At 44.8% G+C, this 12,553-nt stretch carries 9 protein-coding genes; 6 read left to right on the plus strand and 3 right to left on the minus strand.

Translation table 11 applies throughout. The features are described 5' to 3' along the window. The first annotated feature begins 9 nt into the window (after positions 1–9). Positions 10–396: an ectoine synthase gene (locus HKI82_RS02480; RefSeq protein ID WP_042479723.1), complete on the plus strand. Its 387-nt coding sequence runs from the start codon at positions 10–12 to the stop codon at positions 394–396. A 90-nt stretch (positions 397–486) separates the two neighbouring features. Further along, positions 487–1,923 carry an aspartate kinase gene (locus HKI82_RS02485; RefSeq protein WP_102967444.1) on the plus strand — a complete coding sequence of 479 codons (1,437 nt, stop codon included), beginning with the start codon at positions 487–489 and terminating at the stop codon, positions 1,921–1,923. Between the two features lie 98 nt (positions 1,924–2,021). Here HKI82_RS02485 and gloA2 read toward each other — a convergent pair whose 3' ends face one another. Both gloA2 and HKI82_RS02495 read right to left on the minus strand, forming a co-directional pair. Further along, complete coding sequence (gloA2, locus tag HKI82_RS02490) at positions 2,022–2,408, minus strand: SMU1112c/YaeR family gloxylase I-like metalloprotein (RefSeq protein ID WP_171137092.1); 387 nt, start codon at positions 2,406–2,408, stop codon at positions 2,022–2,024. A 16-nt stretch (positions 2,409–2,424) separates the two neighbouring features. Continuing rightward, positions 2,425–3,348 (minus strand): LysR family transcriptional regulator, encoded by a 924-nt coding sequence (locus HKI82_RS02495; RefSeq protein WP_171137093.1) that lies wholly within the window; start codon positions 3,346–3,348, stop codon positions 2,425–2,427. A 183-nt stretch (positions 3,349–3,531) separates the two neighbouring features. Between HKI82_RS02495 and HKI82_RS02500 the strand changes: the two genes are divergently transcribed. Continuing rightward, a complete protein-coding gene (locus HKI82_RS02500; RefSeq protein ID WP_171137094.1) occupies positions 3,532–6,372 on the plus strand; it encodes an HD-GYP domain-containing protein in 2,841 nt (946 codons plus the stop codon). 32 nt (positions 6,373–6,404) lie between these two features. On the opposite strand, the gene HKI82_RS02505 is transcribed toward HKI82_RS02500, so the two are convergent. Next, positions 6,405–8,156, minus strand: coding sequence for a sigma-54-dependent Fis family transcriptional regulator (locus HKI82_RS02505; RefSeq protein WP_171137095.1), 1,752 nt, complete (start codon positions 8,154–8,156; stop codon positions 6,405–6,407). A gap of 249 nt (positions 8,157–8,405) precedes the next feature. Here HKI82_RS02505 and exaC point away from each other — a divergent pair, with 249 nt between their 5' ends. The 3 genes from exaC (at position 8,406) to tdh (ending at position 12,475) form a co-directional block, all read left to right on the plus strand. Next, the gene (gene exaC / locus HKI82_RS02510) at positions 8,406–9,926 is read left to right on the plus strand and encodes an acetaldehyde dehydrogenase ExaC (RefSeq protein ID WP_171137096.1); all 1,521 of its coding nucleotides are present in this window, start codon (positions 8,406–8,408) and stop codon (positions 9,924–9,926) included. 277 nt (positions 9,927–10,203) lie between these two features. Next, positions 10,204–11,397: a glycine C-acetyltransferase gene (locus tag HKI82_RS02515; protein ID WP_171137097.1), complete on the plus strand. Its 1,194-nt coding sequence runs from the start codon at positions 10,204–10,206 to the stop codon at positions 11,395–11,397. 46 nt (positions 11,398–11,443) lie between these two features. After that, positions 11,444–12,475 carry an L-threonine 3-dehydrogenase gene (gene tdh, locus HKI82_RS02520; protein ID WP_206361778.1) on the plus strand — a complete coding sequence of 344 codons (1,032 nt, stop codon included), beginning with the start codon at positions 11,444–11,446 and terminating at the stop codon, positions 12,473–12,475. Positions 12,476–12,553 lie beyond the last annotated feature (78 nt).

Here is a 12,553-nt window from a genome sequence, read left to right on the forward strand (position 1 = left end):
GGAAAAGTCATGATTGTAAGAACACTAGATGAATGTCGTCAGAGTGAACGTCGAGTTGTTGCGGAAACTTGGGAGAGTGTACGCATGCTGCTGAAAGATGATCAGATGGGCTTTTCGTTCCACATCACCAACATTTACAAGGGCACTGAAACCCATATTCACTACAAGAATCACCTTGAGTCTGTGTACTGCATGTCGGGTGAAGGTGAAATTGAAGTTGTTGGTGGTGAAACTTATCCGATTAAGCCAGGTACCTTATACATTCTCGATAAGCATGATGAACACTTCTTACGTGCTTATGAAGGCGCAGATATGGTGATGGCGTGTGTGTTTAATCCGCCGTTAACCGGTGCGGAAACCCATGACAAAGACGGTGTTTACCCGATTGTTGAATAACGCAACGCACCTATTCTCCTTCCACAATGCAGGAAGGAGAGAACTCCAAAATAAGAAGTGACTATTAACCCAACGAGAAGAGGAGACATCATGTATTACACCGTAGAGAAAATCGGTGGTACTTCTATGTCTGCGTTTGACGCAGTTCTTGATAATATTCTGCTAAAACCGAGCAATCCATACGGTCGAGTATTTGTTGTATCGGCTTATTCAGGGATGACTGACGCCTTACTGGAGTGCAAACGCACAGGTAAGTCAGGTATCTACAAAATGATCGCCAAACGAGACGACGCTTGGCGCGAGGCAATATACGAACTTGAGCAACGTATGTTGATGATCAATGAGAACTTGTTCGCCGATCCTATGAGTCGATTGCGCGCAGATAAGTTCATCCGCTCTCGAATTTCTGAAGCAGTAAACTGCATCAATAATATTTTAGAAACCTGCCAGTATGGTCAGTTTTCGTTGCGCCATTATTTGCCACAGGTAAGAGAGTTTCTTTCCTCGATTGGTGAGGCGCACAGTGCTTATAACACGGCGTTAAAGCTCAAAACATTAGGTGTGAATGCACGTTTTGTGGATTTGTCGGGTTGGAGCAACGGTGCTCAGGGTTCGCTTGATGAGGTTATTCAAAAAGCGTTTGAAGATATCGATGTGGAAACCGAGCTACCGATTGTGACTGGTTATGCCTACTGTGACGAAGGTCTAATGAAAACTTACGATCGCGGTTACAGCGAAATGACCTTCAGCCGTATTGCGGCACTAACAAATGCAGACCAAGCGATCATCCATAAAGAGTATCACTTAAGTTCAGCAGACCCTCGTGTGGTAGGGCCGGATAAAGTGCGCCCGATGGGACTGACCAACTTTGATGTTGCTGACCAGTTAGCGAACTTAGGAATGGAAGCTATCCACCCGAATGCGGCAGCGGGTCTTCGTAAGCAAGGTATTGAGCTACGAGTTAAGAATACTTTCGAACCGGAACACGGTGGCACACTGATTTCGAACAATCATCAGCCTGAACACAACAAGGTTGAGATCATCGCGGGACGAAATAAAGTGTTTGCTCTGCATATGTTTGATCAAAGCATGGTCGGCAACGTAGATAACGTTAGTTATGATCTGATGGAAATCATCGCTGAAGCCAAAGTCCATTTAGTTGGAAAGGAGATGAATGCCAACTCTATGACTTATTTCCTCAGCGGAAGTTCTGAGAACCTCAATGAGGTACTTTATAAGGCTGAAAAACGTTATCCGAATGCATCGATCTCTGGAAAAATGGTGGCACTGATCTCTGCAATCGGCGCATCAATCAATACCAATGCGGCATTGAGCTTAGGTATGCAAGCGTTAGATAAAGCAGATGTGACACCTATGGCAGCGTACTCATCTATGCGTAACGTTAACGTGCAATTCGTGGTTGAAGATAGTGACTACAACAGCGCCATTTGTGCCTTGCACCAGAAGTTAATCGCTCAGAAAGAAGAGTCAAAAGAAGAGTCGAAACCTTCGGTAAAAGCGGCCTAACGTGTTTATGTAATTAGCTTGTTTAGGTAAAAATACCAATGAAAAAAGGCGTTGAGTGGTCACACTTAACGCCTTTTTAAACACTTGCATTGGTGCTGTTATTCACTCTGGTATAGTTCCAGTGGCAGGCCGTCAGGGTCAGCGAAGAAGGTATACTGCTTGCCCGTAAACTCATCCACTCTTATCGGCTCAACTTCAACGCCTTGCTGTTCAAGCTTCTTCTTGGCGACAGAGACATCATCAACACAGAAGGCAAGATGGCGTAACCCTTGCGCTTCCGGATAGCTTGGTCTTTTTGGCGCGTCAGGAAATGAGAACAACTCAATTTGCGAACCATCTGGCAACGCTAAATCTAGCTTGTAAGAATCTCGCGCTTCTCGGTAATTTTCAGCAATGATTTCTAGCCCGAGCACATCCACATAGAAGGCTTTTGATCGGGGATAGTCAGAGCAAATAATTGCAGCGTGATGAATTCGTTTTAACATGATGTCCTCTTAACTTTTAGCGGTTGAGCTTTGGACGCAAATGTTCAAGTGCGTAATCAATAAAGACTCTCAATCGAGCTGGCATGTATTTGGTTTGCGCATACTGCATCGCAATCGCGCCATGGTAGTTACTCTTAATCGTCCACTCTTGTAACAGTTGTACCACTTCTCCGTTGGCAATCGCATCTTGAACCACAAAGTCATGGAAAATTCCGATACCCAAACCATTTTTTGCGCCGTTTAAACGGATCTGAGATTGGTTAACCGCGAAACGACCCGTTACCGCCACGGTGTGGAATTCGTCATCTTTTAGAAAACTCCAGATATGGTCATGCTCGGTTTCTGCAAGATAGAGACAATCGTGGTTTGAAAGATCCGTTGGATGTTTTGGTGTACCTCTTTGTTTCAGGTATTCAGGGCTGGCACACAACACCAGATTGGTTTTCGCCAATTCTTTGAGTACCAAGTTTTCGTCCGGCTTATCGGTCAGTTTGAATGCCACATCGACATTGTGTTTGAACAGATCGATTTCACCATCTGCGGCGCGAAGTCTGAGTTTGATCTCTGGATACTGTTTCAGAAACGGCACAACCAGTGGTTGCAACACGGAGTTGAGGAACGCCTCTGGCGCGGCCACGGTGAGAGTGCCTGCTGCTTCGGTGTGATCCGAGCTTGAAAGTTCGACCGCTTGCTGCGCAGCATTCATCATCACTAAACATTGGTCATAAATTTTCTGCCCTGCCTGAGTGATGATCAGTTTTCGAGTGGTGCGTTCAAACAGCTTCACCGACAAAGCTTGTTCTAAACGAGTAATCAATTTACTTAACGCGGACGGAGTAACGCCTAACTTGTGAGCAGCAGCGGTAAAACTGCCTTCATTTACAATTAAGATAAATGTCGCTAAATCAGGAAGTAAGGTAATAAGCTTTGGGTTTAGCATGGTGTTTAGGCGTTCAATGATCGTACAAGTGCAGTCGTGATGCGAACTGTACCACAAGAATCAAAAGATCTGTTCGGCTAATTCTAACTTATGAGAAGTAGAAATCGTCTATCTTTACAAAATGTTGTGCTAGGGAAAGCTGGAATGAAGAAAACTGAAAAGCGGTGGTATTCGAGGTTTGTAATGCCACTACACATCCATTTGTCTGTGATGTTTGTAACTGTTGTAGCAGGTTCGTGTTTACTGCAAATATGGGCATCATCGAAAAGTATCGACAACATTATTTTTGAAGCCAATCAAACCCTGTTCGAACAGATAGCCACTACCACAACAGGTGACTTTGAAAAAGTATTTCAACCAGCAATGGACGCAATTAGCACACTAGAACTCACGCCAATTGCAGACCAAAGATTTACCGAAGACAGACTTTCTTATATCGCAATTTTGCAAAAGCTATTGCATACCCAGCCTGGTGTGAATGCCTACTTCGTTGGGTATGAAAATGGTGATGTGATTGCAGCCTTGAAAAATACCCAGTCACCGTGGATGAAAGATATTCCTGTACCGAAAAACGCTGAGCTGTTTGGTGTTGTGTCTTCATTCGAAGACGGTGCCGCAACACTGTTCTTTTTTACTGCAGAAGGTACCGTGATTGGCTCTCAGCTTATTCCCAACAATCACTTAGATTCCCGTAAAGAGACTTGGTATCAAGCGGCAAAGAGCGATGAAATGAGCTTAGCAAGACCGAGATATTTCGATATTCAGCAGCAAATTGGCGTTACTGTACAAAAGAAAGCCGAAACAGGAACCGTCATTGCGGCTGAAATTCTACTGTCTAGCGTATCCAACGTATTAGCAGGCAGTGCGGAAAGCCACCCCTCTACTCGATTATTGTTTGAAAAGAACCAGCGTTATATTTATGCCTTTAGCGAAGGCAGTAACCACAAAATCGCAGTTGATAAGTTGGAAACGATCGATCAGTTACCGTTTCCAAACATCCGAGAAGTAATTCTGGATGAAAGCATGGTGGGCAATGGTTTAAAAACTGAGATAGTCAATGGTGAAAAATGGTTTGGTGAAGTGTTTCCTGTTGCCAAAATAGGCGATAAAGATTTCTACTTACTGTTTGCCATCAAAGAGACAGAGCTGTTAGATAAAGCCGCCGCCATAAGACATCATGCGATAGCAACCGCGTTTATTCTTGCGCTGCTCGTATTGCCGATTGTTTACATCATGGCGCAATTTATTAGCCGTCCTATTCGTTTGGCAACTCAGAATGCTCTAGACATCAGTCACTTCAAGTTTGATGCACCAAACTATAAACCCAGCCGAATCAGAGAGATTGTTGATCTTAGTAAAGCATTAAAAGGGATGAACATTACCATTCGCAACTTCTTTGAACTGACCCGAACCATATCGAAACAGAAAGATTCTGTGAGAATTCAGTCAGTGATTAGTGAAGGTTTGGTGAAAGTAACCAAAGCTCAGGGCGCTTTCTTATCGATATGGAATGATAAGGAGGCTTGCTTAGAAGCTCATATCTATTGGGACAGTAAAACCAAAGATAAGAATGATGTCTCCCTTGCTTATTTGGATAGCAACGAAAAGGTTCTCAGCATTTACTCGCAAGTAAATGGTGAAGAGTATTTGATCTATGAAAACTCGCCTGAGTTCGCGAAGAAGCTCCGTCTGCCAGAAGAGATCTGGTGGCTCATGGTGCCTCTTTATAACCGTGAGCAGGAATGCATTGGATGTCTGAACCTTGCTTATCTGAACGAGCACAAGCAAGCAATATTAGATGAAACACTTCCACTCACTTTGGTGCTAACTGGCTATACCTCGCTTGCTATAGAAACGAAAAAACACTTGAGAGAGCAAAAGGAACTTTTGGAAGCTTTCATTCGTGTCATTGCGGGCGCTATTGATACTAAGTCTCCCTACACGGGAAATCACTGTCAGCGGGTTCCAGTGCTGACAGAACGTTTAGTCACGGCTGCAGCTGAATCGGATTTGCAACCCTTTAAAGATTTTTCGCTCACAGCAGACGAACAGGAAGCGTTGCACATCGCCTCATGGCTGCATGACTGCGGTAAAGTGACAACCCCTGAGTATGTGGTGGATAAATCGACCAAATTGGAAACCATCTACAACCGCATCCATGAAATCAGAACTCGTTTTGAAGTGTTGAAAAGAGACGCACAAATTGACGCTTATCAGTCGGCATTTAGCACCTTACCGAATGAGCAGCAAGCACAGCTGGATGAAAAATGGCGTCAGTTGGATGAAGATTTCGCGTTTATTGCACAAATGAATGAGGGTAATGAGTTTCTCAGTGAAGAGTACCAACAGCGCATTCATGCAATCGCGGGTAAAACTTGGCAACGAACCTTGGATTCAAGATTGGGATTAGGGCAGGAAGAAGCGAAACGTTATAGTGATGAAGACAATAACTTGCCCGTTACTGAATCACTTTTGGTGGATAAGCCGTCGCATCGTATTCCTTGGGAATCGAGCAAAATTCGAGATGCGCGCTTCAAGTTGCAGCCTAAGCAATACAAGAACGATCAGGGTGAGCTTTATAACCTTTGCATTCAACGTGGCACGTTAAACGATGAAGAACGCTTTATCATCAATGACCATATCATCGAAACCATGATGATGCTGGAATCACTGCCATTCCCTAGCACAATGAAAAACATTCCGCTGATTGCTGGTAGTCACCATGAAAAACTGGACGGTAAAGGTTATCCGCAAGGTATTGATGAAAGTGAAATTCCGCTTGCAGGGAAGGCGATGGCGATTGCAGATATCTTTGAAGCACTGACCAGCTCAGATCGGCCATACAAAAAAGCCAAGACCTTGTCAGAGTCGCTCAAAATTATGAGTTTCATGGTCAAAGATAATCACATTGATGCTGATCTGTTTGCCTTGTTCCTTAACTCGGGTATTTACATGGAATACGCCAAACAGTTTTTACAACCTGAGCAGATAGACCAAGTCAACGTGGCGGATTATCTGGCATAATCTAATCAGCCATCGATAAAGTTCTTTCGAACTTATTTCAAAATGCCGATGGATTTAAGTTTGCGATAAAGGGTGTTACGACTGATGCCAAGCATCTTTGATGTTTGGCTGATGTTACCCTGATTAGCTTGGTACGCTTTTAGCAATTTGTCTTCGACGGTGGTTTTTAAATCCACAGCGTCGCCTTCAGATTCAATATCAACAACGCGATTGAGCAAAGATTTGCTGATATGCCCCGGAATATGTTCCAGCCCAAGTTCAGGCTCATCACTGGCCAGTAGACAAGCCACTTTCATCATGTTGTCTAACTCACGAATATTACCCGGCCAATGGTAGCTGGTGAGAAGCTCCATCAGATTGGGCGATAACGACTGAGCTCCAATACGATAAGTTTTGTGAATGCTCTCAATTAGCGCCGCTTTATCTTGTCGCTCGCGTAAAGCGGGTAAATGCAAAATCAAACCATTGAGACGGTAATAGAGATCTTGGCGGAAAGTACCTTCCTCAACCGCTTTTTCTAGGTCTTTATGAGTGGCAGCAATGATCTGAATATCGACCGGATAACTTTGGTTTGAACCGACAGGAATCACTACCTTATCCTGAATTACGTGTAGCAAACGAGACTGCGCTTCTAACGGCATATCTGCAATCTCATCCAAAAACAGAATGCCTTTATCGGCTTGTCGAATCTTTCCTTGGTACCCCTTGCTGTTAGCACCCGTAAAAGCGCCTGCCACATAGCCGAACAGTTCAGATTCAATCAGATCTTTCGGTAAAGCCCCGCAGTTTACGCTGACCAGCGCTTTGTTTTTTCGTGAATTTCGCTGGTGGAGTGCTTTTACAAATTCGCCTTTTCCTACGCCCGTTTCACCGAGGATCATTAATGTAATGTCTTTATCAATCAGCTTGTTGGCCTGCTGCCATGCTTGCTCTATGGTGGTATCGCCAAAATGCAGTTCACAGGAAGCTGTATAAGAGTAGTGAGTCTGGCGAGGTTGGTCGGTTAACGGATGCTTCTCAAACACAAATGGTTTTGGTCGCTGGTTAAACACTTCATCAACCGAATGTCCAACCACAGAGCTTTGCGCCAACAGCTGAGCCGCAATGTGGTTGTGCGCCAGAATTTTTCCACCTTCATCGGCAATAACAATGCCTTGCCAGCCACTGTTAAGCAGCGAGCGTTCACAAGCGAGATCAATTCGGGTTGAGCCTTGAGGAATTTCGCACAGCAGATGATTTTCAATCAGTTGAACCATGTTCTGCACCAGAACCTGCATCGATAAATCGTGTTTTTGCTGTTCACTGGTGATATCAAGAATACCGAGCAACTCTCCCTGATGAGTGAAAATAGGGCATGAAGAACAGCTGATAAAATGGTGTTGCCGAATGTAGTGTTGATTACCAACAACCGTGACCGGGCGGGCTTCCACAATCGCAGTGCCTATCGCATTTGTCCCTTTGAGTTTTTCCTGCCAGCACGCACCGGATTCCAGCGCAATTTCGGTTAAACGCTCCTTAAATCTGGGATGTCCCCAAGTAGAAAGAATCACCCCTTCTTTATCGGTTAACACTAAGTGACTGTCACTGTGCCCACACATTTGATTGAAAAGTGGTACAGCATGCCTTTCAACCGCAGAAATTAATGACGTGGCTAACCATTTGCGCTCTTTGAGCTCGTAATTTGGCAAGCGAATATGCTCAGGACGACTTCTTTGAGTGAGTCCTGCTTCTTCGCTTCGATGCCAAGATGTTGATAGCCAATCTTTAACTGTTTGAATTTGCATAACTGTTCCATGTTGTGACAGTAGCAGTGTGTCATTTTGGGACACTGGAACAATGGGTGGCAGTACCCAAACCGCGATTCCATCGCCACTTAATGCTTGTGATCATTTTGTTAATCATAGCTTTACAACTTATTAACAACAAGCCGGACAAGTTTGGCTTGTGATTTGCGTTAGCACTATCAGCAAGTGTGAATAGCAACACTGCAAACCCTAACGATAACGTGAAAGTAAAGTAACAAGGACTGAACTATGATTTATGCGCAACCAGGAACTGAAAATGCGATTTTTAATTTTAAAAATCAATACGATAACTTTATTGGCGGCGAATGGGTAAAACCGGTTCGAGAAGCATATTTTGCAAACACATCACCGGTTAACGGTAAAGAGTTCTGCCAAGTCTCGCGTTCTAGCGAAGAGGATATCAACCTCGCACTGGATGCTGCACACAAGGTTCGCGCAACGTGGGCAAAAACCAGTGTGACCGAGCGTTCAAATATATTGCTGAAAATCGCAGATCGTATCGAAGAGAATATCGAAAAACTGGCTTACGTTGAGTCTTGGGAAAACGGAAAACCGATTCGTGAAACCTTGGCGGCAGATATTCCTTTGATGGTTGATCATTTCCGTTATTTTGCAGGTTGTATTCGTGCTCAAGAGGGCAGTGCTGCTGAACTTGACGCTACTACAGCGGCGTACCATTTTCCTGAGCCAATTGGTGTAGTAGGGCAGATTATTCCTTGGAACTTCCCAATGCTGATGGCGGCTTGGAAAATTGCGCCAGCAATGGCGGCTGGGTGTTGTGTGGTTCTAAAACCGGCAGAGCAGACGCCAACGTCGATTCTCGTGTTAATGGAAACCATTGGTGACTTAATTCCAGCGGGCGTTGTCAACGTGGTGAACGGCTTTGGTAATGAAGCGGGTCAAGCATTAGCGACCAGCAACCGTATCGCGAAATTGGCATTTACAGGTTCAACCGAAGTGGGTAACCATATTCTGAAATGTGCCGCAGATAACTTGATTCCTTCTACCGTGGAACTTGGCGGTAAGTCACCAAACATCTACTTTGCTGATATTTTCGATCATGAAGATGCGTATCTAGAAAAATGCGTTGAAGGGACGCTATTGGGCTTCTTCAACCAAGGCGAAGTGTGTACTTGTCCTTCTCGTGTTCTAGTCCATGAATCTATCTATGATCGCTTTGTGGCGAAATTGAGTGAGCGTGCAAAAACCATTAAGCAGGGCAACCCGTTAGATACAGATACGCAAGTGGGCGCGCAAGCTTCGCAAGAGCAGTTCGACAAGATCTTGAGCTATTTGGAGATCGGTCGTCAGGAAGGGGCGCAAGTGGTTTTCGGTGGCGATGTGGCAAGCCAGAATGGCGACATCAGTAACGGTTACTACATTCAGCCAACAATGCTGGCGGGCAACAACAGAATGCGTGTCTTCCAGGAAGAGATCTTCGGGCCAGTTATTGCAATCACAACCTTCAAAGATGAAGCTGAAGCGTTAGCTATCGCAAACGACACCGAATACGGCCTAGGTGCTGGTGTGTGGACTCGTGATGCCAACCTTGCGTACCGTATGGGACGTAACATTGAAGCGGGTCGCGTATGGATTAACTGTTACCACGCTTATCCTGCGCACGCAGCGTTCGGTGGTTACAAGAAATCAGGCATTGGTCGTGAGACACATAAAATGATGCTTAACCATTATCAAAACACCAAGAACCTATTGGTGAGCTACGACATCAATCCATTAGGCTTCTTCTAAAAAATAAAACAACGTCAGTTGAAGCGCCCTTCGGGGCGCTTTTTTTATGGATATCAGGCAACGAGGGTTTAATAGCTTCTATTTGTGCCTCATTTTCATGAATGCTTTTCCGCAAAGTAGGATAATCGCTTTTCAACGAGTGGATTACACTTAGGGGATAAATTGTAGCGAGTAACGTTTGGGAAAACGTGCACATTTTTTGTCGCTACTGGCAGTGATTTTTACAGTGTAAATAACCCCCTTATTTATGCTCCGAAAAACGAAGAAGGAAAATGCAATGTCGACTGCTTTTTACCAGCAAATTCGTGACCAGCTTGATGAAGTAAAAGCTGAAGGTCTCTATAAATCAGAACGTATTATTACCTCTCAGCAAAGCGCTTCTGTACACATTTCTACTGGCGAAGATGTTTTAAACTTCTGCGCCAACAACTACCTAGGTCTTGCTAACCACCCTGCGCTAATTGAAGCGGCGAAAGAGGGTATGGACTCTCACGGTTTCGGTATGGCTTCAGTACGCTTTATCTGTGGTACTCAAGATTCACACAAAGCCCTTGAAGAGAAACTATCTACATTTCTAGGCAAAGAAGACACGATTCTTTACACCTCATGTTTCGATGCAAACGCAGGTCTGTTTGAAACTCTGCTTGATAAAGAAGATGCGATCATTTCTGATGCACTGAACCACGCTTCTATCATTGACGGTGTACGTCTATGTAAAGCAATGCGCTTCCGCTACTCGAACAACAACATGCAAGAGCTTGAAGAGCAGCTTATCGAAGCAGATAAAGCGGGCGCTCGTCATAAGCTTATCGTTACTGACGGCGTGTTCTCTATGGATGGCGTAGTCGCTAATCTTCCAGCGATTTGTGACCTTGCTGATAAATACAATGCACTGGTGATGGTTGATGACTCTCACGCTGTTGGCTTTATGGGTGAAAACGGCCGTGGTACGCATGAATACCATAACGTTATCGACCGTATCGACATCATCACAGGTACGCTAGGCAAAGCAATGGGCGGCGCTTCAGGCGGTTACACCTCTGGTAAAAAAGAAGTGATTGACTGGTTGCGTCAGCGTTCTCGTCCGTACCTATTCTCTAACTCTGTTGCTCCTGCAATCGTTTCTGCGTCTCTACGTGTTCTTGATCTGCTTGCAGAAAGTGGTGAACTTCGCGATCGCCTATGGGACAACGCAGCACACTTCCGTTCACGTATGACAGAAGCTGGCTTTACTATGGCTGGCGCTGACCATGCAATCATCCCAATTATGTTGGGTGATGCAAAAGTTGCGGCTGAGTTTGCTGAGCGTTCTCTGGCAAAAGGCATTTACGTTGTTGGTTTCTCATTCCCTGTTGTACCAAAAGGCCAAGCGCGTATTCGTACTCAGATGTCTGCGGCACATACTCGTGAACAATTAGACAAAGCTATCGACGCGTTTATCGAAGTCGGTAAAGAGATGAACATCATCTAAGGATTATTGTTTCCTCCAATCTCGGAGGATTCATTTGGTGAGCATTATGAAAATTAAAGCACTAGCTAAGCTTAAGCCTGAAGAAGGCATTTGGATGACAGAAGTCGAAAAGCCTGAACTAGGTTACAACGACATTCTGATCAAAATTAAGAAAACCGCGATTTGTGGTACGGACGTTCATATTTACAACTGGGACGAATGGTCACAAAAAACTATTCCAGTACCTATGGTTGTTGGACACGAATACGTGGGTGAAGTCGTAGGCATCGGCGAAGGCGTTCGTGGCTTTGAGCTGGGCGATCGCGTGTCTGGCGAAGGTCACATTACTTGTGGTCACTGTCGTAACTGTCGTGGCGGCCGTACTCACCTTTGTCGTAACACGATTGGTGTTGGTGTAAACCGCACTGGTTCTTTCTCAGAATATCTTGTGATCCCAGCGTTTAACGCATTCAAGATCCCAGATGGTATTTCTGATGATTTAGCATCAATCTTCGACCCGTTCGGTAACGCAGTGCACACTGCATTGTCTTTCGATCTTGTTGGTGAAGATGTACTGATCACAGGCGCTGGCCCAATCGGTATCATGGCTGCGGCAGTAGCAAAACACGTAGGCGCACGCCACGTAGTCATTACTGACGTAAACGAATACCGCTTAGAACTTGCTCGTAAGATGGGTGTTACTCGCGCAGTTAACGTTGCTGAGCAGAAGCTAGAAGATGTTATGGCTGAACTGGGCATGACTGAAGGTTTCGACGTAGGTCTTGAAATGTCTGGTGTACCAAGTGCATTCAGATCAATGCTAGACACGATGAACCACGGTGGTCGCATTGCCCTGTTAGGTATTCCACCATCAGATATGGCAATTGACTGGACCAAAGTAATTTTCAAAGGTCTGGTTATCAAAGGTATCTACGGCCGTGAAATGTTCGAAACTTGGTACAAGATGGCAAGCCTGATCCAATCTGGTCTAGATTTGTCACCAATCATCACTCACCACTACAAGGTTGATGATTTCCAAAAAGGCTTCGACGCTATGCGTAGCGGGGCTTCCGGTAAAGTTATCCTTGACTGGGAATAATCAAATATTGATTCTGAAGCGCTCCTGTTGGGGCGCTTTTTGTTTGTGCTTAAAAAATACGAAATGGAAGAAATAGCC

This window comes from Vibrio plantisponsor (genome assembly GCF_013041605.1).
Taxonomy (GTDB): Bacteria; Pseudomonadota; Gammaproteobacteria; order Enterobacterales; family Vibrionaceae; genus Vibrio; species Vibrio plantisponsor.

Coding starts and splice junctions, on each gene's coding strand:
- HKI82_RS02480 (WP_042479723.1), top strand. CDS start 10: ATGATTGTAAGAACACTAGATGAATGTCGTCAGAGTGAACGTCGAGTT.
- HKI82_RS02485 (WP_102967444.1), top strand. CDS start 487: ATGTATTACACCGTAGAGAAAATCGGTGGTACTTCTATGTCTGCGTTT.
- gloA2 (WP_171137092.1), bottom strand. CDS start 2,408: ATGTTAAAACGAATTCATCACGCTGCAATTATTTGCTCTGACTATCCC.
- HKI82_RS02495 (WP_171137093.1), bottom strand. CDS start 3,348: ATGCTAAACCCAAAGCTTATTACCTTACTTCCTGATTTAGCGACATTT.
- HKI82_RS02500 (WP_171137094.1), top strand. CDS start 3,532: ATGCCACTACACATCCATTTGTCTGTGATGTTTGTAACTGTTGTAGCA.
- HKI82_RS02505 (WP_171137095.1), bottom strand. CDS start 8,156: ATGCAAATTCAAACAGTTAAAGATTGGCTATCAACATCTTGGCATCGA.
- exaC (WP_171137096.1), top strand. CDS start 8,406: ATGATTTATGCGCAACCAGGAACTGAAAATGCGATTTTTAATTTTAAA.
- HKI82_RS02515 (WP_171137097.1), top strand. CDS start 10,204: ATGTCGACTGCTTTTTACCAGCAAATTCGTGACCAGCTTGATGAAGTA.
- tdh (WP_206361778.1), top strand. CDS start 11,444: ATGAAAATTAAAGCACTAGCTAAGCTTAAGCCTGAAGAAGGCATTTGG.